Annotated in this window: 23 protein-coding genes; 11 read left to right on the plus strand and 12 right to left on the minus strand. The window is 37.7% G+C overall.

Annotation, left to right across the window (positions count from 1 at the left end; genetic code table 11):
* Window position 1: 1 nt before the first annotated feature.
* Both ssuC and ssuE read right to left on the minus strand, forming a co-directional pair.
* Window positions 2–781, minus strand: coding sequence for an aliphatic sulfonate ABC transporter permease SsuC (ssuC, locus tag PSE83_RS12080; RefSeq protein ID WP_272660876.1), 780 nt, complete (start codon window positions 779–781; stop codon window positions 2–4).
* A 64-nt stretch (window positions 782–845) separates the two neighbouring features.
* The gene (ssuE, locus tag PSE83_RS12085; RefSeq protein WP_004265252.1) at window positions 846–1,367 is read right to left on the minus strand and encodes an NADPH-dependent FMN reductase; all 522 of its coding nucleotides are present in this window, start codon (window positions 1,365–1,367) and stop codon (window positions 846–848) included.
* A 691-nt stretch (window positions 1,368–2,058) separates the two neighbouring features.
* Between ssuE and PSE83_RS12090 the strand changes: the two genes are divergently transcribed.
* The 5 genes from PSE83_RS12090 (at window position 2,059) to PSE83_RS12110 (ending at window position 7,862) form a co-directional block, all read left to right on the plus strand.
* Window positions 2,059–3,303, plus strand: coding sequence for a PfkB family carbohydrate kinase (locus PSE83_RS12090; RefSeq protein WP_004265251.1), 1,245 nt, complete (start codon window positions 2,059–2,061; stop codon window positions 3,301–3,303).
* A gap of 10 nt (window positions 3,304–3,313) precedes the next feature.
* On the plus strand, window positions 3,314–4,276 hold the full coding sequence (locus PSE83_RS12095) for a sugar ABC transporter substrate-binding protein (protein ID WP_004265250.1): 963 nt from the start codon (window positions 3,314–3,316) through the stop codon (window positions 4,274–4,276).
* 72 nt (window positions 4,277–4,348) lie between these two features.
* On the plus strand, window positions 4,349–5,875 hold the full coding sequence (locus PSE83_RS12100; protein WP_110592816.1) for a sugar ABC transporter ATP-binding protein: 1,527 nt from the start codon (window positions 4,349–4,351) through the stop codon (window positions 5,873–5,875).
* A 13-nt stretch (window positions 5,876–5,888) separates the two neighbouring features.
* Entirely contained in the window at window positions 5,889–6,881 is a 993-nt protein-coding gene (locus tag PSE83_RS12105) for an ABC transporter permease (protein ID WP_004265248.1), read from the plus strand.
* A 36-nt stretch (window positions 6,882–6,917) separates the two neighbouring features.
* Window positions 6,918–7,862: a nucleoside hydrolase gene (locus PSE83_RS12110; RefSeq protein ID WP_110592814.1), complete on the plus strand. Its 945-nt coding sequence runs from the start codon at window positions 6,918–6,920 to the stop codon at window positions 7,860–7,862.
* Between the two features lie 355 nt (window positions 7,863–8,217).
* Here the strand turns inward: PSE83_RS12110 and PSE83_RS12115 are convergent, their stop codons facing one another.
* Both PSE83_RS12115 and PSE83_RS12120 read right to left on the minus strand, forming a co-directional pair.
* A complete protein-coding gene (locus PSE83_RS12115) occupies window positions 8,218–9,261 on the minus strand; it encodes an NAD(P)-dependent alcohol dehydrogenase (protein WP_110592813.1) in 1,044 nt (347 codons plus the stop codon).
* A gap of 172 nt (window positions 9,262–9,433) precedes the next feature.
* Window positions 9,434–9,937 carry a DUF4334 domain-containing protein gene (locus tag PSE83_RS12120; RefSeq protein WP_004265242.1) on the minus strand — a complete coding sequence of 168 codons (504 nt, stop codon included), beginning with the start codon at window positions 9,935–9,937 and terminating at the stop codon, window positions 9,434–9,436.
* 404 nt (window positions 9,938–10,341) lie between these two features.
* Between PSE83_RS12120 and PSE83_RS12125 the strand changes: the two genes are divergently transcribed.
* Window positions 10,342–11,241: an AraC family transcriptional regulator gene (locus PSE83_RS12125; RefSeq protein ID WP_004265240.1), complete on the plus strand. Its 900-nt coding sequence runs from the start codon at window positions 10,342–10,344 to the stop codon at window positions 11,239–11,241.
* 530 nt (window positions 11,242–11,771) lie between these two features.
* Here PSE83_RS12125 and pfkA read toward each other — a convergent pair.
* The 8 genes from pfkA to PSE83_RS12165 form a co-directional block, all read right to left on the minus strand.
* The gene (gene pfkA / locus PSE83_RS12130; protein ID WP_004265237.1) at window positions 11,772–12,749 is read right to left on the minus strand and encodes a 6-phosphofructokinase; all 978 of its coding nucleotides are present in this window, start codon (window positions 12,747–12,749) and stop codon (window positions 11,772–11,774) included.
* A gap of 406 nt (window positions 12,750–13,155) precedes the next feature.
* A complete protein-coding gene (locus PSE83_RS12135) occupies window positions 13,156–14,100 on the minus strand; it encodes a phosphatidate cytidylyltransferase (protein WP_004265235.1) in 945 nt (314 codons plus the stop codon).
* Window positions 14,097–14,738 carry a lysophospholipid acyltransferase family protein gene (locus PSE83_RS12140; protein WP_094961883.1) on the minus strand — a complete coding sequence of 214 codons (642 nt, stop codon included), beginning with the start codon at window positions 14,736–14,738 and terminating at the stop codon, window positions 14,097–14,099. The genes PSE83_RS12135 and PSE83_RS12140 overlap by 4 nt, the downstream gene beginning before the upstream one ends.
* A 237-nt stretch (window positions 14,739–14,975) precedes the next feature.
* The gene (locus tag PSE83_RS12145; protein WP_004265231.1) at window positions 14,976–15,728 is read right to left on the minus strand and encodes a M48 family metallopeptidase; all 753 of its coding nucleotides are present in this window, start codon (window positions 15,726–15,728) and stop codon (window positions 14,976–14,978) included.
* A 219-nt stretch (window positions 15,729–15,947) separates the two neighbouring features.
* Complete coding sequence (locus PSE83_RS12150) at window positions 15,948–16,529, minus strand: HutD/Ves family protein (protein WP_272660877.1); 582 nt, start codon at window positions 16,527–16,529, stop codon at window positions 15,948–15,950.
* An 82-nt stretch (window positions 16,530–16,611) separates the two neighbouring features.
* Window positions 16,612–16,896: an addiction module antidote protein gene (locus tag PSE83_RS12155; protein ID WP_004265229.1), complete on the minus strand. Its 285-nt coding sequence runs from the start codon at window positions 16,894–16,896 to the stop codon at window positions 16,612–16,614.
* Window positions 16,893–17,195 carry a type II toxin-antitoxin system RelE/ParE family toxin gene (locus PSE83_RS12160; protein ID WP_096863599.1) on the minus strand — a complete coding sequence of 101 codons (303 nt, stop codon included), beginning with the start codon at window positions 17,193–17,195 and terminating at the stop codon, window positions 16,893–16,895. The genes PSE83_RS12155 and PSE83_RS12160 overlap by 4 nt, the downstream gene beginning before the upstream one ends.
* 256 nt (window positions 17,196–17,451) lie before the next feature.
* Complete coding sequence (locus PSE83_RS12165; RefSeq protein ID WP_004265226.1) at window positions 17,452–18,024, minus strand: Spy/CpxP family protein refolding chaperone; 573 nt, start codon at window positions 18,022–18,024, stop codon at window positions 17,452–17,454.
* A gap of 150 nt (window positions 18,025–18,174) precedes the next feature.
* On the opposite strand from PSE83_RS12165, the gene cpxR reads away from it, so the two are divergent.
* The 5 genes from cpxR (at window position 18,175) to PSE83_RS12190 (ending at window position 24,736) form a co-directional block, all read left to right on the plus strand.
* Window positions 18,175–18,873, plus strand: coding sequence for an envelope stress response regulator transcription factor CpxR (gene cpxR, locus PSE83_RS12170; RefSeq protein WP_004265224.1), 699 nt, complete (start codon window positions 18,175–18,177; stop codon window positions 18,871–18,873).
* Window positions 18,870–20,240, plus strand: a complete 1,371-nt coding sequence (cpxA, locus tag PSE83_RS12175) for an envelope stress sensor histidine kinase CpxA (protein ID WP_004265222.1) — start codon at window positions 18,870–18,872, stop codon at window positions 20,238–20,240. The genes cpxR and cpxA overlap by 4 nt, the downstream gene beginning before the upstream one ends.
* A 471-nt stretch (window positions 20,241–20,711) precedes the next feature.
* The gene (locus PSE83_RS12180; protein WP_272659296.1) at window positions 20,712–22,148 is read left to right on the plus strand and encodes a capsule assembly Wzi family protein; all 1,437 of its coding nucleotides are present in this window, start codon (window positions 20,712–20,714) and stop codon (window positions 22,146–22,148) included.
* A 642-nt stretch (window positions 22,149–22,790) separates the two neighbouring features.
* Window positions 22,791–24,314, plus strand: coding sequence for an asparagine synthetase B family protein (locus PSE83_RS12185; protein ID WP_272660878.1), 1,524 nt, complete (start codon window positions 22,791–22,793; stop codon window positions 24,312–24,314).
* Entirely contained in the window at window positions 24,311–24,736 is a 426-nt protein-coding gene (locus PSE83_RS12190; RefSeq protein ID WP_272660879.1) for an adenylyltransferase/cytidyltransferase family protein, read from the plus strand. Before PSE83_RS12185 ends, PSE83_RS12190 begins: the two co-directional genes overlap by 4 nt.
* Window positions 24,737–24,750 lie beyond the last annotated feature (14 nt).

Genomic DNA, 24,750 nt, shown 5'->3' on the forward strand with positions numbered 1-24,750 from the left:
ATCATGCTGGAACCTTTTTTTTCTGCCAAGTAGGATGCCAACGCAAAAGTACAACTTCTAATAAATAGGTCGACCAATCTGCTATTTTACCCAGTAAGGCATAAACAATGATGGTAAATACTACAATGTCAGTTCTGAGGAACTCGCGCGCATTCATTGCTAAATATCCGATCCCTGCATTTGCAGAAATGGTTTCAGCAACAATCAATGTTAGCCACATCAGCCCAAGAGAAAAACGGATACCAACCAATATTGATGGCAGTGCCCCTGGAAAAATAACGTGATGGAATAGTTGATATCCATTTAGTCCATAGCTTTTTGCCATCTCAATCAAACCGCGGTCAATATGTCTAATGCCATGTAATGTATTTAAATAAATAGGGAAAAAAGTACCTAATGAGACGAGAAATATTTTAGCTTTCTCATCAATACCAAACCATAAAATAACTAAAGGGATAAGTGCCAAATGTGGTATATTGCGGATCATTTGTATCGAACTATCTAATAAAGTTTCACCTAATCGGGATAGCCCTGTAATTAGTCCTAAAATAAGCCCTATCAAGCCGCCAATAATAAAACCGATAGAGGCACGTAATGTGCTGACAACCATATTTTCCCATAACTCACCACTTTTTATTAACCTCCACCCCGCATTCATTACTTGAAGTGGTTCTGGTAATATACGGTTTGATACCCAGCCTGAATTTACGGAAAATTGCCAAATCATCAGTAAAGCTAAAGGCACTAGCCAACTCAAAAATAAATTACGTTGATAGCTCATTTTTATTCCCCCAATCCAACAATCGAGTATAGTTCAGCTTGTAATATATAATTCCTAGTTTTATTTAGTGAGCGATAAAAAAACGTAAAGTATTATTTACTCTACCAATAATCTCATCATTAAAAATATATTTCTGAGATTGCTCAGAATACTTTGAATGTTTATTACTAATATAAATTCCAATCATAATTTCTTCAGCTTTTAATGCCATCAATAAGGGTTTAAAAGCATAATCCAAGGCTAATTGATGACATTCACTGCCTCCAGACATAATTGGCAATACTCTTTTATTAGCAAATGAACCTTGTGGTAATAAGTCAATTAATGACTTTAACACACCGCTATACGATGATTGGTAAACGGGGGAAGCTATAATAACACCATCTGCTCTATTAACTTTTTTAATAAACAATTCTATTTGAGAATGTTGATATTCTGCTTTTAATAACACACTTGAATCAAATTCATTCACACTAACCCGTTCAATCAATACATTATATTCACCAAGCCATTGCTGAATATAATCAAGTAAGGCAGATGAAAGTGATTTCGAATTTGGACTTCCTGAAATAATAAGAATATTCATATTAACCTCTCTATTGATAACTGACTATTAATATTTATCGAATTAGCCTATGAGAAAGAAATAATTTTTTGTTCTTAGTAATACTATAATCGATATAAAAGAATTGCTTTTTAATTATTATCGGATTTAAAATTTTGAACAGGATGCAAAAAATCAAAAAAAATACCAAAACTACTTGCTTTAAAATTAGAATTCGCAGAATTATTGAATTTCATATTAGCCTAATTAGTAATTAAAAGTAACTGGCCAGAGTTACAGGATTGAATGAATAGTTACTTATGCATTTGATTTTTAATCATTTTATGTTATTACGATTTAATTAAGTGGAAAATCACATTACTGTAATAGACACATTTATCAATGCTGAATATTTTAGCTGTCACTCAGTAGTGGAAAATTTTAATACTCGCTTGATAAATTCATAGGCGGCATCGTAATTACCTTTTAGTATGAAACACCCTGAAAAACTGACTTATTTGTTATTTGTAACAAATGCAAGGAGAGTGTATAGATTACGGATTATAACTATAGATTGTAATCCGTTGACACTAGATTTTTATTCGAGCTTCCTGAACATTTAACTAATTACCCAAATCGGAAAAAAAAATTCCAATTTATGTGTTTATTTTTGAACGTCACTCAATAAACATTAGCATTAATTTAATATTATAAAACTTGGAGGTGAGTATTTATGAAAAAACAAGAACGACAAAAAGCTATTCGAATTAAGTTGATAACTGATAAAAAAGCTTATGTTAGCGAATTAGCTAAAGAATTATCGGTAACTACTCGAACTATTCGTAATGACTTAAATGAGCTATGCCAAAGTACACTATTCTCATTGTTTCATGGTGGCGTACAATTAAAAAACACACCAGATGACGAATCCTTATTTGAACAATCGTTTACAGAAACGATATTAAACGGCTTTAAAAGCGGCAAGGATATTGCACCAAATTCAAATCGAACTACACAAAACAGCTATATTAATGAAAGTGTTTACATCCTAGGTTCGTTTAATGTTGATATTGTCTCTGAAATAACAGCACTACCCCAGATTGGTCAAACCATACGGGCTTCTGCAACACATTTTTATGCCGGAGGAAAGGGGACAAACCAAGCTATCGCTGCGGCTAAAATTAATAATAACGTTCACTTAACGGTTAAATTAGGCTCAGATGAGTTTTCAAAAAAAGCCAAGAGGTATTTAACAAAGACTGAGATTTCATCATTTTCTTTTCTTATAAATGAAATGTCACCAACTGGAATAGCAATCGTATGGGTTTCTGATGCTACTGGTGACAATATGATCAGTGTCACTCTTGGTGCCAACGAAACATTTACCGAAGAGGACATTTTATTAGATATTGATATCATTCGTAATTGCAGAGTATTTTTGACTCAGCTAGAAAACAATTTCCCTATAACTCGTTATGCAATAATGCAGGCAAAACTTGGGAAAGCTATTGTTGTATTGAACCCAGCCCCTTATGTTCCAGAAATCAAAGAAATATTGCATTTAATAGATATTATTACACCAAATAAAATTGAAGCCGAAGCATTATCTGGAGTAGTTATTGACGATATTAATTCGGCAAAAAACGCAGCCAAAAGCATTCATATTCAAGGTGCAAAATCCGTCATTATCACGTTAGGTAATCAAGGTTGCCTAATCTTTGATGGCAAAGTTTATACCCATATTCCTGCCTATAAATCAGCTGTTGTCGATACCAGTGGAGCTGCCGATGCTTTTACTGGAGCACTAGCTGCATACATTGCTAACGGTAAAGAGCTCGTCAATGCAGCGCAGTATGCTTCTGCGTTTGCATCGTTGAAAGTTGAACGTAAAGGCGCATCAAACATGCCCAGTAACTCGCTCGTTTATCACCGTAAGCAGCAATTGTTTAGAGAATTATTCAGTCCCCTAAGCCTATAGGAATAACCAAATGAAAAATAAAATGTTTTATCGCATCATCGGTGCAACTGTCGGAATAGCACTTTCCTCCTTCTTCATCATACCTGCATTTGCCGCCGATACGCAGACGCATAAACCAAAAATTGCCCTAGTCATGAAATCATTGGCAAACGAGTTTTTTCTGACAATGGAGACAGGAGCAAAAGATTATCAGAAAAAAAATATAGATAAGTTTGATTTGATATCTAATGGAATAAAGAACGAAACGGATACGGCAAATCAAATCCAGATTGTAGAGCAAATGATTGTATCTAAAGTGGATGCTATCATCATTGCACCATCTGATTCTAAAGCAATCCTACCTGTAGTTAAGAAAGCAATTGATGCAGGAATAATCGTTATTAATATTGATAATAAATTTGATGAAGGTGTACTCAAAGATAAAAATCTAAATATTCCTTTTGTTGGTCCTGATAATCAAAAAGGAGCTAAAGATATTGGTGATTATTTAGTAAAGCACCTTAAACAAGGTGATCAAGTAGGTATTATTGAAGGCATTCCAACCTCCCGTAACTCTCAACAACGCACTCAGGGATTCCAGCAAGCAATGGCTGAGGGCGGAATGAAAGTGGTTTCTATTCAATCCGGTCAATGGGAAATAAACAACGCTAATGTGGTAGCCGCTGCAATGCTGAGTGAATATCCCGATATCAAAGCACTGTTAGCAAATAACGATAACATGGCATTAGGTGCAGTTTCTGCAATTCGTTCAGCTGGAAAAAAAGGACAGGTTCTGGTGGTAGGTTATGACAATATCGAAGCAATTAAGCCGATGTTGAATGATGGCCGAGTATTAGCAACAGCAGATCAATTCGCTTCCCAGCAAGCTGTATTTGGCATTGATGCCGCACTTGATGCGCTCAAAAATGGTAAAAAACAAAGTGATTTATCCAGCAATATTGAGACCCCAATAAAACTTATTATTAAACAATAGGTTAATCATGGTTCATTGCTTTGGTATTGCACCTTTCGGATATCAGAGCAGCTTACCCGATAAGGTCAGGATATGAAAAATAGGCAAGAGATCCTCGCAATACACGGAATAAGTAAAACCTATAGTGAACCTGTCTTAGTGGATGTGACACTAGCATTATATTCAGGAAAAGTATTGGCTCTGACTGGGGAAAATGGCGCCGGAAAAAGTACCTTAGCCAAAATAATTGGAGGACTAACCAGCGCAACCTCTGGACAAATTATTTATCAGGGAAAACCTTACACGCCTAACAGCAGGAAAGATGCTGAAAAATTGGGTATCCGCATGGTGATGCAGGAACTCAATTTACTGCCCACGCTATCGGTAGCAGAAAATCTGTTTCTCGAACAGCTTCCTCACCGATTTGGTTGGATTGATCGGAAAAAGTTAAACGAAGTAGCTCAACCCGTGATGGCCATGGTTGGATTGCAATCGATCGATCCTAATACACTTGTTGGTAAATTAGGCATTGGCCATCAACAGATGATTGAAATCGCAAGAAACTTAATTGGCGAAAGCCGAGTTCTTATTCTTGATGAACCTACAGCAATGCTCAGTAACCGTGAAGTTGAATTACTGTTTAAACAGATAATGTTGTTTAAAGCCCGAGGTGTTTCATTGATTTATATCTCCCATCGATTAGATGAATTAGCGGTAATTGCTGATGATATTGCAGTACTACGGAATGGCCACCTAGTCTGTGTGGATGATATTAAACGCTATAACAGTGATCAGCTAGTTTCACTGATGGTCGGACGTGATTTAAAAAGTTCATTTAATTTAAATCAGCACCAGGTCGGTCATCCGATCTTGAAAGTGAAAAACTTTAAGCGTGGAAGAATTATTCAGGATACATCGTTCACGCTACACAGTGGTGAAATATTAGGTATTAGCGGTCTAGTAGGTTCTGGACGAACAGAACTTTTACGCGCTATTTTCGGTGCTGATAAAATCGACAGCGGCACATTACAGGTTGGTGATCCGTTAAAAACCGTAGTAATACGATCTCCTAAGGATGCAATTAAGCACGGTATCGCATTGGTTACAGAAGATCGTAAAGGCGAAGGCCTTTTATTACCACAATCTATAGCAGCAAATATCTCCTTGGGTAATAGCGATAAAACAAGCTTTCTATCAATCGTTAGCTCACTTGATGAAACCAATTTAGCAAATAAATATATTAAAAACTTAGGCATCCGCGCGACAAATCCTTCGCAGCCTGTAAAGAGTTTATCAGGAGGTAATCAGCAAAAAGTATTAATTAGCCGATGGTTAGAAAGAGATTGTCAGATTATTTTATTTGATGAGCCCACTCGAGGTATAGATATTGGTGCAAAACAAGATATTTACCAGTTACTGAATGCGTTGACGGCTAAGGGAAAAGGCATTGTTGTCGTTTCCAGTGATTTACGCGAACTCATGCTCATTTGCGACCGTATTGCAGTAATTTCAGATGGCAAACTAGTGAATACCTTTTCACGTGGTGACTGGAGTCAGGAGCAAATTTTAGCAGCAGCATTTTCTGCATATCAGCATGTAGAAAATACTTCTAGCGAATAGCCGAGGATAAAAAATGAATAACAAATTATCGACTAAACAAGCGGCAACAACAAAAGAAACCCCTTATACATCATTGAAAGAGTTAAATAGCTACATCGGATTAATCGGCGCGTTATTGGCGATGATAGTGCTATTTTCATGCCTTAGCACACACTTTTTAAGCATGAATACCTTTAGTACTATTGCGAATCAAATCCCTGACCTAATTGTTATGTCTGTTGGGATGACATTCATATTAATTATTGCAGGTATAGATCTTTCCGTTGGATCGTTGTTGGCTCTTGCAGCAGCTGTGGTAAGCGTAACGTATTTAAATTTCCAATGGCCCCCATGGCTAGCAGCTCTTTCTGGTGTAATGCTCGCAACACTAGTTGGATCACTAACGGGCTTCATTACGGTTGCTTGGCGTATTCCCGCATTTATCGTCTCTCTCGGAATGTTGGAAATGGCTCGAGGAGTAGCCTATCAGTTGACTGACTCTAGAACGGCCTATATTGGTTCTATTTATGATTATATTGCCGACCCGGTTTTCTTCGGAGTATCCCCTTCTTTTATTATTGCCATAGTAGTCATTATAGTCGGGCATTTAGTTTTAACTCGAACTGTGTTTGGCCGTCATTTGATTGGTATTGGTACGAATGAAGAAGCGGTCCGATTATCAGGCATTAATCCCGGGCCTTATAAGATCGCTGTATTTGCACTTATGGGAGGATTATCTGGTTTGGCCTCACTGTTCCAAGTGGCGCGCCTTGAGGCCGCTGACCCAAATAGTGGTGTTGGAATGGAACTACAGGTTATTGCTGCTGTTGTGATAGGCGGTACAAGCTTGATGGGAGGAAGAGGTTCAATTATATGTACTTTTCTTGGAGCATTGATTATTTCCGTTCTGGCTGCTGGGTTGGCACAAGTTGGTGCAAGCGAGCCCACAAAACGCTTTATAACAGGAGCCGTAATTATCGTTGCAGTGGTACTTGATACATACCGTAGTCATTTAAACAAGAGCTAAACAACCACCTACTAAATGTTAATAAAAGGAAAAAAAATGTCTAAAAATAAAATTATTATCGACTGTGACCCCGGTCATGATGATGCAATGGCTATTTTTTTAGCATTAGGTAATCCGAATATTGATTTACTTGCCGTAACAACGGCTGCTGGAAACAAAACTTTAGATGAAGTCACTTATAATACACGCGCTGTTATGGAATTAATCGGTGCAAATAATATTCCTATCGCAGCAGGTTGTTCTCGCCCTTTAGTCAGGACAATACAAAAAGGTTTAAAAACTCATAAAGTAACAGGTATTGATAGGTCACAACTTCCAGAACCTAAACTACCTATTGATAAACGACATGCCGTTGACTTAATTATTGATACCATTAAATCTCATCCGCCAAAAACAGTAACTCTCGTTCCGATAGGGGGACTTACAAATATTGCATTAGCAGCAAGAAAGGCGCCAGAAATTGTAGGATTAGTGAAAGAGGTAGTTTTAATGGGGGGTGGCTACCATACAGGCAACAGCACAGCTGTTGCTGAATTTAATATCCTCATAGATCCTGAAGCCGCCCATATCGTATTTAATGAAACTTGGCCTATCACAATGGTTGGATTAGACCTAGCCTATCAAGCACGCCCAGATGACCAAATCATAGAAAAGATTAAGGCGTTAAATACTCGACTAAGCCATTTTGTTGTTGAGTCCCTCAATAACTACACTGCTAGTTATCGTCAGCAAAAAGGACATAGTGACCATGCCCCAGTTCATGATTTATGCGCTGTTGCTTATGTTATCGACCCATCGATAATGGAAACAATCAAAGCTCCAATTAATATTGAATTGCAAGGTGCTCTAACAACGGGAATGACAGTCACAGATTTTCGTCTACCCATTAAAGCAGAATGCCATACCCAAGCTGCCACTAAATTAGATAATCCGCAATTATGGGATATGTTTATTGATTCCCTTGAGCAATTAGGAAAATAGAGTGATAACCACCCCACATAGCGGGTGGTTTACTCATTAATTTCTATAGAGGTAATCTGTATTAACAAATAAACCAGATATCAGCGGATGCATAGAGCAATGATATTAGTGAAATAGTGAAGACATTTGAACGCTTTTCAAATTAAAGTCATGAGTAACTCATCCTGGAAAGCAACTAAATTACCCTACTTATTCTTAATGCGGCAGAACCAAATGCATTCATGCAATGAGTCTCTGAAATGAGATTTCTAGCTCAGCCTAATACCTTAATTAAACTTTGTAATGGTGCTTTTCATATCATATTGGCATAAATACAATCAATTCTGCCGCGCTACAAGAATCGACTAAAACATTATCAGAACGAACTATTGTCGATTACAAAGCGATATTTAACATCACGTTTCAACATACGTTCATATGCTTGATTAATATTTTCTATATTAATCAACTCAATCTCTGCAACAATATTGTGTTCCCCACAGAAATCAAGTAATTCCTGAGTTTCTTTAATACCACCGATTAATGAAGCCGAAATAGATTTTCTTCCAAGATATAACGGAACTGAACTCGTGTTAAATTCACCGATGTAACCAACAAGAACCAATGTTCCATCTAATGTTAATGTAGAAACATATGGTTTTAAATCATGCTCATAAGGGATAGTATCAATGATGATATCAAACTGATTTTTAATCTCTGCCATCTTAGCTTCATCTGTTGATAACACAACATGATGGGCACCTAAACGGATCGCATCAGCTATTTTGGATTTTGAACTAGTTATTAATGTAATCTCTGCCCCTAAAGCATGAGCTAGTTTAATAGCCATATGACCCAAGCCACCTAATCCCACAATAGCAAGCTTAGTTCCGTTACCTACTTTCCAATGCCTTAACGGAGACCAAGTTGTAATACCAGCACATAATATTGGTGGAACTGCTTTTAAATCTAAATTTTTAGGTACTTTTACAACAAAATTTTCACTGCAAACAATTTTTTTAGAATATCCTCCATAAGTCATTCGTCCATCATAACGATCTAAACTATTAAAGGTTTGAGTTGGACCCTCTTCACAATACTGTTCCAAATCTGATTTACAATATGTACAGTCCTGACAAGAATCTACTATAAATCCAATTCCTACAATATCACCAACTTTAAACTTTGAAACTTTATTTCCTATATTAGAAATACGTCCAACAATTTCATGTCCAGGAACAATAGGATATTGAGAAACACCCCAATCATTTCTACTTTGATGAATATCAGTATGACAGACTCCACAGTATTCAATATCAATTAAAACATCATCTTCGCGAAGATCTCGACGTTCGAAAACAAAAGGAGCTAGTGGACTTTTATTACTTTTAGCTGCATACCCAAGTATTTTTATCGACATAGTATTCTCTTTATTTTTTATATAAATTAATGATTGATTTAATGACAGCGCGAATAAACCAGACTTTAAATAAATTAAATATCATTTACTCTTTATATCTTAAATATAAAATTTATATAATATAAAGTGGCTTATTCACTCACTCCTAATACACAATTAAAATTGTGTTTTTTTATTGTTCAATAAACTTAGCAGGATATTTGGCTATTCTTTCTAGAAAAAAGAAATAGTATTTACCGTTATCAACAATGTCGGGAAACCCTTCAATATGCTTACCATCCATTAGCCCGAAAACAATATTATTATCGACTTTCCTAAAGTGGTCAAAGATTGGCACTCCATCATAAATCATGGTTGCAGACGTTTTTCCTCTAAAGCTCACATCAAGAATAGATGCTTCTCCTTTCATTATCTTATTAGAAAAAAGTTTACCCTCATCATTGAAACAAATGATTGGAAGCACATCAAATTTGCTTTTAAACCATTTACCGTACCATTTCATTTCCGCTAAGGCTTTATTCCCCCAATGACCTGTTTTGAAATCACCACCTTTCCACTTACCTAACATCTCATCTGATGTAATTATAGGAAGGGAGTCAAAAAGACTCAGTAAAACTGAATCATCTATAATAGAATTTTTAGAACGTAGATCATAAAATTTTTGAATATTATTCATATAAATATACCTTATAAGTTAAAAGTCTTAGTCTGATATAAGCAGTCTCAGATTACCTACTCATCTAAAGTTTCAATATCTATAAACAGAATTTCGGCTATAACTTTCTTTACTACTCTTCATTACCTTTTTAGGAATCAATGATTTTATCGCTAAGCTGAGTATTAGAAATAATAGGATTAGAGGTGGGCCCTTATTCCGAAAGAAATTTTGCTCATTATATGTATTTACTTTTATTGCCTTGTCGATACATATACAGTAAAGGAATTTAGGAGTACTGCATTGCCTGATATTGGATATTTTTTTGCCTGATAATATTTTTATGGCATTTAAGGGGGGAAATATGGTGTTGCAAGTGTGAAAAAAACATAATATTCACATATGATCTTGCTTGGAAACACTATATGAACAACGAACTATTAAATCTCTGCCGTCACTATGCCGATGCTCGGGCCGTTTTTAACGGTGTTATTACTACACCTGTTTCGGGGTTGACTATCGTACGCTCTATCCATCAAGGAGAATTACAGGTAGCAGTATCAAGGCCACTTGTCGCGATGATGTTACAGGGGCGAAAACGTGTAACAACAGGCTCTAACAGCTTTGAGTATGGTCCCGGAGAAGCGATGGTTATATCCGCAGATATTCCTATAGAGGGCCTGATAACAAAGGCTAGTGCTGGAGAGCCCTATTATTCACTTGTTCTAGAACTGGATATTTCGCTCCTTAGTGAACTCTTGAGCGCTATGAAAATTAAGAGAAATCGATCGGCAAGTAATATCCATATTGAACCCATTCGAACTAATGTGGCAGATACTGCATGTCGTCTGGTAAGGCTGTTCGAAGAACATGAAGCACTTAACATCCTTGGTAAAGGGTTAATACGTGAGTTACATTACTGGTTGCTCAGGAGTGAGCATGGAGAAGCCATCAGGGCTCTTGGTGCAATGGACAGTCATTCTGTGAAAGTGAGTCGTGCAATAGAAAAATTGCGTAATGATTTTATGTACCCAATCAAAATCAAAGAACTAGCCAGTAGCGTAGGTATGAGCGTACCAGTATTCCATAAATATTTCAGATTACTCACCACACTTACCCCTCTACAATTTCAGAAACAACTACGCCTAATTCATGCTAGAAATCAGATGTTAACAAATGGTGTGAGTATCACTCACGCAGCTTCTGCAGTTGGTTATAACAGTGTATCGCAGTTCACCCGTGAATATTCGCGAATGTTTAATATTTCACCAGGACGAGATAACAAACTGTTCAGAGCAAACTTTTCTCAAAAAGGTAAGCATTAACTAAAAATTATTATATGAAGCTTAAGCTCATCGTTAGCATAATTACTCAATACAATTAATAAGTTACCCAACCCAAAACACTCATAATACAAGTGCATCAAATTAACATCAATTAAGTGCAACCATATCCTTCATCGACACGTATGCACGGAATAGCGTACTACACTGAAAATTTGCATCTATATCATAATTGTCGCTTTACCTACCCTTCCAATTGTGGACCGATTGTTGCCATAACCCAATATTGAAAATATACAAACTATATTTACTACTTATGTAAAATAAATCTATTTGTGATTTTTATAAATACTTTTGACAAGCAATGGACTTCAAATAATCAAATAACTATCCCATTAAGCATTGAACTGCATTTGATTGATTTTCATTATATATCCCGCTAGTTTCTCCAAATAGTTTGAGTTGTGACTAGGCGGCGGCTCGGGTGCATACATAAGTATGTGACCCGAGTAACCGAGAGCTGCCAACAACGTCACAGCTCAAAATATGACGAAGAAAAAGAAGAGGAAGAATTAGTACAGCTTCTTCGCCGTATCAAACCAATCTTTCTTAAAGACGCGCTTCATATTCATAACAGCATCAATAATGTCATGATGAACTAATTTTTCATTTTGGATACCAACACAGCGCCCACCATAGCCTTCTAACAGAAGTTGAATGGAATAGGCTCCCATGCGTGATGCCAAAATGCGGTCATAAGCAACTGGAGATCCGCCACGCTGGATATGGCCTAGAACCGTTGCGCGAGTTTCATGATGTGTTTCTTGCTCTATATATTTCGCTAACTCACCCACATCACAAACGTGTTCGGTAATAGCGACAATCGCATGGCGTTTACCTTTTTCAATACCACGCTTGATTTCAGATAACAGTTCTTCGCGGTCAAAAGCCATTTCTTGCTCAGGTAATACTAAGAATTCACAGCCCCCTGCAATCGCAGCAGATAATGTTAAATCACCACAGTAACGCCCCATGACTTCAACAATCGAAATACGTTTATGGGAAGTCGAAGTATCACGAAGGCGGTCAATGGCCTCAACAACCGTTTCGAGGGCAGTAAAATAGCCGATGGTATAGTCTGTACCAGCAACGTCATTATCAATCGTTCCCGGTAGACCAATACATGGGAACCCTGCTTCCGTCAGAGCTTTAGCCCCCAAATAAGAGCCATCACCACCGATGACAACTAATGCGTCAATATGGTTTTTCTTCAGATTATCAAATGCGACTGCACGCACTTTTTCATCACGGAATTGTGGAAAACGAGCTGAACCTAAAAAGGTACCACCACGGTTAATCATATCCGACACGCTATACCGGTCTAATTGCTTCATGCGGTTTTCATATAAGCCAAGGTAACCGTCAAAAATACCCATGACTTCTAAACCTTCACCTAGTGCCGCACGAACCACACCGCGGATAGCGGCATTCATGCCTGGCGCGTCACCACCACTCGTTAAAACCCCAATTCTTTTAATCTGCTTGACCATGATGACCTCTGATTAATGAACATAAAATTGCAAATCGATAAAACCGTTACGCTGTTAATCTTTTTAACGCTAATTACACTGACTGACTAGTGCTGAATTGATTCACCTAACAGCATAATACGGCAAAGAGTGAATTATGCATCTGCTTTCCATCAAGCTTTTATGTTTTATTGTGATCCAGTTTACATAATTCTAGCCGATCACCCCAATAGGTAAATCTTTCAAGGTAAAAAAAGCCCTAGAGTACAAAATACAGCGTATTACCCTAGTCATACCTTAGTTTGAAATAAAAATTAAGTATTAATGATAACACTTAAATTCCTTCGATGCTGTACCTATAAAACAAAAGAAAAGCACCATTTTGGTGCTCTTTTGATTAACGAACAAAAACGAAAATAAAATGGGATTATGTATAGTAATAACGCGTTAAATGGAAAAAAATAGGCGCAGCAAAACACAATGAGTCAATACGATCCAGCATCCCACCATGCCCTTCAATAATCGCCCCAAAATCTTTAATACCACTATCACGCTTAATTGCTGACATACATAACCCACCCACAAACCCCATAATGGTAATAGCGAATGACATCAGCCCCGCAACCCACCAGCTAAACGGGGTTACCCAGTAAAGACAAACACCAATGAGTACTGAAGATAATACTCCGCCAATAAAACCTTCAATTGTCTTATTTGGGCTCAACTTAGGTACAATAGGCCGCTTACCCATTAACTTGCCAAAAACATACTGCAACACATCTGAAATTTGCGTCACAATAATCAAGAAAAGTAATAATTTTACGTTTTCGCCTTCATAGCCTTGAATATTCAACATCAATAACGCAGGGACGTGGCTTAAACAAAAAACAGCCACCAACATTCCCCACTGAATTTTTGCAGTGCGTTCAAGAAAATGAAAGGTATCTCCAGCTAAAGCAATACGGGTAGGCAAGAAAAGGAATACAAAAACAGGTACGAAAATTGAAAATAACCCATACCATTCAATACCTACCAACACATATTGCAATGGAATAAAAACAAAGAAGCACCAAAATAATGCCTCGTGGTCACTTCGCCGTGTTGGAGTTAAAGTAATAAACTCTCTTAGTGCAAAGAACGATATCAGTGCGAATAAGATCACGACACCTATATTGCCAAGCACCACAGCAAGTACACAAATAATACACATGACCCACCATGCGCGGATACGAGCATTCAAATTATCAATAGTTGGATTACTTTTTTCACCTGAATAACGATATGCAAGAATACCACCAATAACACTAGCAAATACTAGTATCCCAAACACACCTGACAACAATAATACTAATTCCCTGTCCCCAATACTCATGGCATTAGCTCCTCAAGTGCTTCTTTGGCTCGCTGCAAAAAGTCGATTTTATTTTCATTCTCCATAATAGGCTCCAGAGGCTTACCAACGATAGCTGAGCAAATCACGGGCACAACAAGCTTTGACCCCTTCGGTAATACACGATTTAAATTTTCCAAATAGACTGGAACAACTTCAACATCAGGGTATTTTTTCGCGAGATGGTAGAGCCCACTTTTAAATTGACTTAGCGTTTCCCCATCACCACGCGTACCCTCAGGAAAAAATATTAATGAATGCTTTGACTCTAATACTGATTCTAAAGGAGCTAATGTATTATTTTGTGCGGGCTTATCGCCTTTTCTATCGACTAATACAGCGCGAAAAACCTTATTAACTAAATAACGCCGAAATGGTGTCTTAACCCAATAATCTTTAGCGGCAACAGGGTGAACAAAATGGCGCATTAACGGCGGCAACCCAGACCAAATAACCAAACCATCAAGATGACTGGAATGATTGGCATAATAAATACGTGAAGCCATTGAAGGTTGGCACCCGACCCAACGAGTGCGAACGCCAGTTAATAAACGGCAGGTTCCCGATAACAGCATGCCCATTCCCTTAGCTAAAAGAGAAATTCTCTGCACTTTTTCCATCTTTTTTCCTTGCTAACGTTTTATCAAACGAAAATTTGCAAAATTACGAAAAAACCTGAATATCGTTTAATTAACAAGATAGAGAGTCAATTACAGGAGTACAACGGGATAAGTTCTGATTTGTAATATAAGAAAAGTAATATTGAGATAAACAGCAGGGAATAAGTGATTGGTGTAGCAATATATCATCACATTACTACACCAGAACGACATCCAACTAACATCAATAATTAAATATTATTTTTTGTCAGCAGCAATACGGTCACGGATGTTTTGTGCGCGCTCGCTTGATGGTGGGTGAGAATCAAACATACTTGTTTCACTGCTACCCATTTTCGCTAATTTTTCAAAACCAGTAACTAAACCTTCAGTTTTAACACCGCGTTTTTTCAGTAAATCGTAAGAAAAGTTATCAGCTTCACTTTCTTGGTGCTGAGAGAACTGTGAGTTAATCAGTTTTTCACCCAGTGCAGCAACTTGTGATGCGCTCAGTTGTTCTGCTACGCCACCCGCTGATGATGCAGCAGTACGTGCAGCAACTGTTGCATAAGCAACTTGCATAGCTTTACGTGTATGACCTAATGCAACGTGGCCCATTTCATGACCTAAAACACCTTCAACTTCATTGTCATTCATCACATCCATCAGGCCGCTGTATACACGTACACAACCATTCGCCATCGCCCATGCGTTTACATCGCTAGTCATATAAACTTTATAGTTTACTGGGGTACCATCAACTTCGTTGCCCAGTGCTTTTGCGATTTTATCTAAACGTTTTGCATATTTGCTAGAGGCTGGTGCAATTTTGTTTTGCGCATCCATTTCTTTACATGATTCATCACTGAATTTTTTAACGTCTGCATCACTCAGTGTTGCCGCTTGGAATAATTGCATACCTGAGTTAGTCAACATCCCTTGGTCTAAATTTTTACAACCCGTTAAAATGACAGCAGAAACAGCAACTGCCACAAGCGCTTTCATCTTCATAGAACATTTTCCTTTAGTATATAGGTATTATTTTTTAACAACGCTAAAGACTATGAATTTTGCGAAAAATAACAATAGGAATAAAGCCATAATTATCTAATATATGAATTTGATAACGTTTTGACTAAAATTGCAAAATGGGCAGAATATTATTCCAATAATAAGTACTATATAAGCTTCATACAAATAGTACTTAAATTTAGAGTAAAAAAATTCTAACTATTTAATAAATAACTCAATAATGCAAAAATCATTTTCTGTATTTTGCTCAATAGTAAATTGTAGATTCTCTCGATTTTCTTTGATTAGTAGAGTCTCGAATGGCTTTAAATAAAAGCAATCTGAATTAATAGTCACCCCCAAATTAGGGGTAATATTAAAAATTAAGATCTCACTTGCTCCACTGACCCAAGAGTTAATAAGCACAGTATTCACCCATTGTAAGCGGGCTTGATATTTTTCAGGATTATAGATGACATTAAAATCACGAATTGCACCTTGGATAAGCTCCGCATAAACCTCACTTTCCCCATTAAAAGCAAAAAACTCTTTTTGCTTTAACGTCACCGCAGGGTTCTTATCCACATGTAAAGTAAGTCCTTCCCCTTCCAATACTCCAATAATACGTTGTCGATTTTGGAAAAACGAAAATGCTCCCGCCGCTTTAACATCTGCAATAGACACTCGCCAATCAAAATCATCTAAACCTTCACCATGACTGCGTGCCAATTCAAGTGTCGACCCTTGGCCATTTTTCCAAGGCATATTGCGATAATCTTGCGTCGTTAATATCTGAGTCATAAAGTGAACCCTACTTTGGTGGATACGTTATTTTTATAGTGAGCTTAGCTAATGGCTAGCCTAATCATAGATAAGCTATTTTTTAGATACTCTTAAACTGTAGCTTTAATCCGAGAGAATTAACGATTTTTATAATCGTCATAAATGTTGGATTTCCCTGTCCTGATAGCGCCTTATATAAACCTTCACGACTCATTCCAACTTCTTTAGCTAATTGGCTCATATTTCTTGCCTTTGCAATATCACCAAGTGCAGCGAGAACTAGACTAGGGTCACCTTCTTCTAGAATTTCGTTTAGATACATTTGTATTTCTTCTTCACTGTTTAAATACTCAGCGATATCAAATTCTTTTAATTTAGTATTCATAGTTCCCCCTCAACTTCACCAAAAAGGAGTTTAGCTTTATGGATATCCTTCTGCTGCGTTGCCTTTGTCCCACCACAAAGTAAAATTACAATAACATTGTTTTTCTGCTTTAGATAAACACGATACCCTTGTCCTTCATGTACCCTCAGTTCCGAAAAGCCATCACCAATGGGTTGAACATCACCATAATTTCCATTTTTTAACCGCCTAATTCTCATTAGAATTTTAGTTTTAGCTCGAATATCTCTAAGATTTTTGATCCAACTATCAAAACATTCCGTTGTTAGAACCGTGATCATAAGACTGCTCCTTGTCTTTATGTTTTTATCTTAGCAATCTTCGTTTAGTTGTCAACTATAGTTAACAACCATGAATAAAGGACTAGTTTAGAAACAAAAAAAAAGCCCCTAACAGGGGCTATAAAAGACAGGGATGGTGTCTATGGCAAGGAAAAACTTCACTTACTGCTACTTCACTACTTACTATGGAACTCAATATATGAAACTAACTAACTTGCATTACTACAGGCATTACTACAGGTACTAACAACTAAATTTACTGAAACTGCATCGCTTGAAATTCCGCCATTTTGTGTTGGTGAATATTTTCAAGCTCAGTTTTCTGCTCTGGCGTTAACAACTGGTACAATTCATGGTGAATTCGAGCCATTTCAACACGTTGTTCCAGTTCTTTTTGCATTCGCTTTTCAAGCTCTTCACGAACCGCTTTGTCATCAAAGCTATCCGCTATAATTAATTTGTGCAGCGCTTCACGTTCTTTAACTAAAGCAGTGTTATCAACATGATAATGGCGCTGTGTTGCCATTAAATCACGTAATTGCTGGCGCTGTTTTTCATTTAACGTGATACCATTAAACATAAAGGTACTGGCACGTTCTTCACTGCTAAATAACTCATGATGTTGAAAGGGCACAACCGCATTGCCTGACGGCGTAGTAGTTGGCTCGGACTGCATCTGTAACATCAAAGGTGTTGAACTTTCATTTGCAGCACTTTGTGGCTCTTCTGCAAAAGCAACCGCTGGCCCGAACACAAACGCAGAAGCTAAAACTAACATTGCGGTTTTATGTACTGTATTATGTACTTTGCTATGTGTTGTTCTCAGCATTTGACACCTTGTCTCCGAACTGTGCTCGTGATTCAATGTGAACAAATATACACCTGTGGCTGCAAACTAGCGTCAGAGCATGTAAAAGAACGTAAAGTCATGGAATCGTACAGATTGTTATCGTATTTTGGCAGTTGGAGGACTTAAAAAATGCATAAAATCCTATTAGTTGATGACGACCGTGAACTCACGTCGCTATTAAAAGAACTGCTGGAAATGGAAGGTTTCAATGTTGTCATCGCCTATGATGGTGAACAGGCATTACAGCAAATTGACTCATCCATTGACCTGTTACTACTTGATGTCATGATGCCGAAAAAAAATGGTATTGAGACATTAAAAGAACTGCGCCAAATCCATCAGACCCCCGTAATCATGTTAACGGCTCGCGGTAGTGAGCTAGATAAAGTTCTGGGCCTAGAATTAGGTGCAGACGACTATCTACCTAAACCGTTCAATGACCGTGAACTGGTAGCGCGTATTCGTGCTTTATTACGCCGCTCTAACTGGAGCGAGCAAACCCAAGGCGACAATAGCAATACCCCTGTTTTACAAGTTGATAAACTGCAACTTAACCCAGGCCGCCAAGAAGCCAGCTTTGATGATGAAATTTTGGACTTAACAGGTACCGAATTTACGTTGTTATATCTGCTCGCACAGCACCTAGGCCAAGTTGTTTCTCGTGAACACCTTAGCCAAGAAGTACTTGGGAAGCGCTTAACACCGTTTGACCGTGCTATTGATATGCATATTTCAAACTTACGCCGCAAACTTCCGGAACGCACTGATGGCCAGCCGTGGTTTAAAACCTTACGTGGCCGTGGATACTTAATGGTTTCTGCCACATGATCAACAGCTTAACCGCAAGGATCTTTGCGATCTTCTGGTTTACCCTCGCACTAGTATTAATGCTAGTGCTGATGGTGCCCAAGCTCGACTCTCGGCAAATCACCGTCCTTATGGAAAGTGAACAACGCCAAGGGGAGATGCTTGAGCAGCATATTGAAGCCGAACTCGCACAAGCTCCGATGAATGACCTACTTTGGTGGCGGCGTATTTCTAACGCCATCAAAAAATGGGCACCTCCCGGCCAACGGTTGATTATCGTCACCAGTGAAGGCCGTGTGATTGGTGCTATGCCAAGTGAAATGCAGGTGATACGTAACTTTATTGGCCAGTCCGATAACGCAGATCACCCGAAAAAGAAAAAATATGGACGAGCTGAAATCCTCGGGCCATTCTCCATTCGCGATGGGGAAGACCACTACCAGCTATATTTAGTTCGCCCAGCAAGCAGCCCGCAATCTGACTTTATTAACTTATTGTTTGATAGGCCTTTCTTATTACTGATTGCCACAATGCTGATCAGTGCTCCGTTATTATTATGGCTATCTTGGAGTCTTGCCCGCCCTGCTCGTAAGTTAAAAATGGCGGCCGACGATGTGGCGAAAGGAAATTTACGGCCACACCCAGAGCTAGAAGCCGGCCCACAAGAGTTCTTGTCTGCTGGGAATAGCTTTAACCAGATGATCAGCGCCCTTGATGGTATGGTTAGCGCACAGCAACGCTTAATTTCTGATATTTCTCATGAATTACGAACTCCATTGACACGCTTACAACTAGCAACAGCCTTATTGCGCCGTCGCCATGGGGAAAGTAAAGAGTTAGAACGCATCGAAACCGAGACCCATCGCCTAGATAGCATGATTAACGATTTGCTGGTGCTATCTCGTAGCCAGCACAAAAACGAGATCTTGCGTGAAAATATCAAAGCCGATGAACTTTGGGGCGATATCTTAGATGACGCTAGCTTTGAAGCCGAACAAATGAACAAAACCCTCGAGGTCACTTCTAACCCCGGACCTTGGCCGCTATATTGCAACCCTTCTGCTGTCGGGAGTGCTTTTGAAAATATTGTGCGCAACGCGCTACGCTATTCGCACACGCACATTGCCGTTGATTTCAAAGAAGAAAATAACGGTATTTTAATCACTGTCGATGATGATGGCCCTGGTGTTAGCCCTGCTGACCGTGAGCACATTTTCCGTCCATTCTACCGCACGGATGAAGCTCGAGACAGGGAGACGGGTGGGACTGGTTTAGGCCTTGCAATTGTTGAAACCGCGATAACACAACATAAAGGTTGGGTGAAGGCTGATGATAGCCCATTAGGTGGTTTAAGGTTACAAATCTGGCTACCTGAACACGGCCGGTAAATTAATTTTATTCATACAAATAAACCCCCTTATTTTCATTCTCAATATGGGGGTTTATTTTTTCAGTCAACTTATACCTATTAATAGGGAATAGTCCTATATTGCATCTAGAAACAACAATCCCTAAATACCTAACCAATATAAAACTCTATTTTGCTGTTTTTCACACGCAAAAAAAAGAATAATAGAAAAGAATTTTTGAAATTAGCAACGTACTAGCCTAGTAAAAAGCATATCGCTTTACATCTTAAGATGTTACTAATTCCTATACCTAACATATTAATCTGATATTCTGTTATTACTTAGTTAAAGTGTGATAGCTGAGTTAATAGAAAGCACAGAAGCCCAACTCAATGCAAATTAAGATACTTATAATGTGGCGGATAATAATCATATTTTAACTCTATTTATAGGTTTTCATTTATTAACCTGTTCAATATTAGGCGAACTCAACTTCAAATGGATTTATCAATGAAAAATTTCAAGCTCACTAAGCTAGCAATACTTGCTGTGCTCGGAACCATCAGTGCACAAAGCATTGCAGGGGGATTAGTTCTACCAGATAACAACTTACGCAGTGACCTTGCTTGGCTTTCTGAACGTAACGTTATTCAAATTAGCTTATCCACTTGGCCACTGTCCCAAGAAGAAATCACGCGTTCTTTAAATAATGCAAATATTACTAATAGCGAACAAGAAGCCATTATTCAGCGCATTAAAAAGAACCTTGACCGTAAGAAAAACAGTGTTCAACTAGAAACTCACCTTGCATCTAGCCACAACTCAATGCCACAAGGCTTTGCTCAAAGTGAATATAGTGATATTCGCTATACAGTTTCAGGCAATTACAGTACTGACGATATAGACTTAAACCTCACCGCGAATGGCGAACGTGCTTTACGCGTTGAAAATGGTTCTGATTACAACCTCAATGGTTCATATGGTGGTGTAAAAATTTGGAACCAGTGGGTAACTTTTGGTGAGATCCCACAATGGTGGGGCCCTGGCCACGACGGTAGCTTAATTCGTACTGATGCCGCACGCCCTATGACCGGTTTCTTAATTCAGCGTGCAGACCAAAGCCCATTTGAAACACCATGGCTTTCTTGGATTGGTTCATGGCAATATCAGTTAACAGCTGCACAATTCAAACAGTATGATCCCAAAAATACTAAACTGATTGGCCTGCGCATGACCATGAACCCAACTGATTTCTTCGAACTCGGTGGTTCACGCGTGGTCATGTGGGGAGGCGATGGCCGCCCTAATAACTGGAATTCTTTCTGGAATGCGATGGGCGGTAGAGATAATACCGGTGACTATCACGATGACCCAGGTAACCAACTGGCCGGTTTAGATTTCAAACTAAAACTTTACCCATTAATCGACTTACCTGTCAGCTTATATGGCCAAATGGTGGGTGAAGACGAGGCTAACCTCTTCCCATCGAAAAACGCCTTTATGGGTGGTATCGAAGGCTACCACACCTTATGGGGCCAGCCACTAAATTGGTATATTGAAGGCGCGAACACCCACACAGAGTGGAATAAAGATAACGTCATGTATCGCCACTTTATCTATACTGAGGGCTACTATCAGCAAGGTGCATCACTAGGCCACGCAATGGGCGGTGACGGGCGCATGCTCACGACCAAAGTGGAATACACTCTCGATGATGACAACCGTGTCAGCACCCGCCTCATGTATGCGAAAGTGAATAAATCTAACTTTGATGGCAACAAGTTATTCCCTAAATCAGAAACCATCAAAGGTGTTGATTTCGGTTGGTGGCATAACTTTGACTATGACATCAGCACTGACGCGAAGGTTTGGGTATCTAAAACTGATTACGAAACACGCAATGACTTAGGCGCAGCCGTTACAGTAAACGTGCCGTTTAAGTGGTAATTGGCACACATTGAGTATATTTAATCGAAAACGGGTTATGTTTTGGCATAATCCGTTTTTTTATCCAAAAAAAATTGTCATCCTAGTCAAAAATATATTACACATATAATTTCTACCGATTGCCAAGTGAATTAACATGACCAATTAAGCATTTTATTAATCTATTACTACTCTAAATTAGGATAAATATGGAGATATAAGCATCTCGTTTTTATTAAACCCACACTAAAGGCAATGATATATAAAGAATAACTTAACTTAAATATATAATCACATACAAAGCGTAAGAATAGGATTATAACCTGATAATTTAAAATAATTTATTTCATTGCTATTCCCATTAGGACTATTCCCTAACACTATCACAGTGATAGTCAGTAACTAGCTTTAATGGTATTATTAAGCGCTTTTTACTTGACCAAATAAATGCTGAGGCATACCCTTTGGCAGTCAAAAAACAATAAGCTATGCTTATCAATTGAACAAGTTAGCAAAAAATGCAATGTTTTCAATTAATAAGTATACATTTACAAATTCAATGGTGCTCTGGGACCCGACAACCCAGTGCGGTAGCTATGGGTTGTTTTCATAATAGTTACATAATAATTCTAGAATTAAAATAACGATAAAGGCAAACCAAGAATGTGTGGATTTTTTATAACTAACCATCCCTCTATAAATAAAAAAGAGCATGAATGCATACTAGAAAACACATTAAGGTTCAGAGGACCTGATGGTGCATCAGGACTAGTACAAAATGGTAGTTGGATGGCCTATCACTCTAGACTATCGATTATTGATTTAAATTCTGGAGTTAATCAACCTGTCAGAGATTCTAACGGTGGGATGCTAGTATTTAATGGAGAAATTCTAAATTACAAAGAGCTCGGACATAAATATTTTAAAAAAGAATTTGAAAGCGATACTACTCTACTAAGCGAATTAATAAAAAACAAGGTATTATCAATTCCCGAGTTAGATGGTTTTTTTTCATTTGTATATATAAATAACCAAAATAAAATTGAATATGCTGCAAGAGATAGATTTGGTGTAAAACCATTATTCTACTATCAGGATAGAGAATATTTTGCATTCTCATCGGAACCAAATACTTTAAAAAATTTATTTTGCTTAGGTGTAAACCAGAATAGTATTGATGAATATAAAGCAACAAGATCTCCGATTTTTTGTGGCTCATATTTTGAAAATGTATTTCAAGTAAACCCTGGGCAATGTTTAATTACAGGGTATTACTTCGATGCATCCAATTATCTAGTTGGAGAGTATCATAGCGTATCAAAAGATGAGTTACAGGAAGCAATAACCAAAGGCATTAATTCTAGAAAAATTTCTGATGCTCCTATAGGTTTATTACTTAGTAAAGGAATCGATAGCAATTTATTGAAATCAATTGGTGGATTTGACCATTATTACTCTATTGGATTCGAGGGCGATGCTGATCTTGAATATTTACGGTCAAAAAATATAGACAATCTAAAGCTAATTACCTGTACTCCTTCAGAATACCTTAATGATTTCAATTATCTATTAAACCTCCGTGGGGAACCTTTATCTGTTCCCAATGAAGTGCTCTTATACCAAATTTCAAAAGAAGCAGCTAAAGATGGTATAAAAGTTTTATTATCCGGGGAAGGTGCTGATGAGTTTTTTGCTGGATATGACCGAATTTTTAAGTGGGCTAGTGAAGCTATTGAATTCAATATAGATATATTCTTAGAAATGTACTGTTATATTCCACCGAAGAAAAATTCTTATCTATATAATAAATTTCAAGAACTATTTAATAATACAAAAATAGAAAATACATTCGAGAAAGTCAGATGGTTCTTTATTCGTTATCATATGCCTGTCTTATTTAGAAGATTAGATTTTGCCCTAATGGCTGCTGGAGTTGAAGGTAGAGAGCCAATAGCTAATCAACATGTATTTAATGTTGCAATTAAGTATAGCGCTAAATCGTTAATGGATACAAAATTAGGTAAAGTTCCTTTACGAGAACTATTAAGTGATTATATGGGGCACGACTTTGCTTACGAAAAGAAAGTCGGTTTCCCTGTTAACTTAGAGCAAATATTCCCAAATGAAGAAAAACTAAGTTCTTATGAGCTATGGTTTAAAGAAAATTTAAAGGTCTTAAGCAAATGATTATTGGATATACTAGTGGTGTATATGATTTATTTCATATTGGTCACGTAAATATACTTCGTAATGCAAAATCAATGTGTGATAAATTAATTGTAGGCGTCACTGTAGATGAACTTGTCTCATACAAAGGAAAACAACCAGTTATTCCATATCATGAAAGAATAGAGGTCATTCGTGCTTGTCGCTATGTAGATGTTGCAATTCCACAAAATAATATGGACAAAGCTGCCGCTGCTAAAAAATGTCAAGCATCATACTTATTTGTAGGTGATGACTGGTATGCAACTGAAAAATGGCAACAGCACGAGAACGAATTAGCAGAAGTCGGATGCAAAGTCATTTATTTTCCATATACGCAAGGGACTTCAAGTACATTAATAAATAGTACATTAAATGATATCCGCAATAAAAATAATTTCTAATTTAAAATAATCTA

It is taken from the genome of Providencia sp. PROV150 (genome assembly GCF_028481025.1).
In the GTDB taxonomy this organism is placed as follows: Bacteria; Pseudomonadota; Gammaproteobacteria; order Enterobacterales; family Enterobacteriaceae; genus Providencia; species Providencia hangzhouensis.